This is a genomic window from Oleiphilus sp. HI0043 (assembly GCF_001634935.1).
The window spans coordinates 1-780 of record NZ_LWEY01001716.1 but is presented as its reverse complement, the minus strand read 5'-3'; the positions used below and the strand labels follow the sequence as shown (position 1 = coordinate 780).

Genomic DNA, 780 nt, shown 5'->3' with positions numbered 1-780 from the left:
GTAAAAGGAATCTATTAGGCAAGTTCCAAAGAGGTAGGCCTGTTTACTCTGCATGAGATTTTTTCGAAGTACCGTTAAGGATATGGAGGTCGATCAGGCCAATTTCATCCCAGTCGCTGTTTTTAGCAACCTCAAAGCCGTTTTCAACAAAAATATACTTGAGAAGCTTTTCCCCTTCGTCATCTTTAATCATATTCACAAACGCCCGCTTTAACTTGGTGAGCGAGAAAAAATCGACGCGAGGGTGTGCGATAAGAGGGTAGGGAGAAAACCCGGGGCTGTCCCAGAGCATTCTCAGGCGACTACGTATTTCAGGGGGGAGTGCTCTAAAGCTCTCATCAGTTCCGCCACCGGCGATGTAATCCCCATTAGCGACGCCTTTGTAGACCTCTGACTGACTAGATAAAAACTGGGGGATGATATCGAAGTTAAGTTTATTCAGGCTTTCTCTCGGCACTACGCTGGCGGCAAAATCTAGCAAGCCAGGAAACGCAATGGTTGCATTTCTTAGTTCTGCCAAGGTCTTAATTGGTCCAGTTTTCTTAACGAATATTAGCCCTCTGATTGGCTGTGACTTGCGTTTGACCTGGGCCTGGTAGCCCGGAAACTCTTTAAATGCATGAAACTGCAAAGGGGTAGTGTAGGCAAGGTCGTAATGCCCTTTGGCCAGTTTTAATTCAAAATCGAGTTGGCTGCTGGCAGCTTCATATTTAAGTTCAATTCCCGAGGCTTGTTCCAAAAAAGAAATTACGTTTTGCCATGCTACTGTTTTAGTAGGAA

The 780-nt window shown here is 45.3% G+C and carries 1 protein-coding gene; it reads right to left on the bottom strand.

Going from position 1 to position 780, the window contains the following annotated elements:
• Positions 1 to 43 precede the first annotated feature (43 nt).
• Positions 44 to 780, bottom strand: a 737-nt coding sequence (locus A3729_RS26140) for a phosphate/phosphite/phosphonate ABC transporter substrate-binding protein (RefSeq protein WP_068634440.1), incomplete at its 5' end; no start/stop codon positions are given.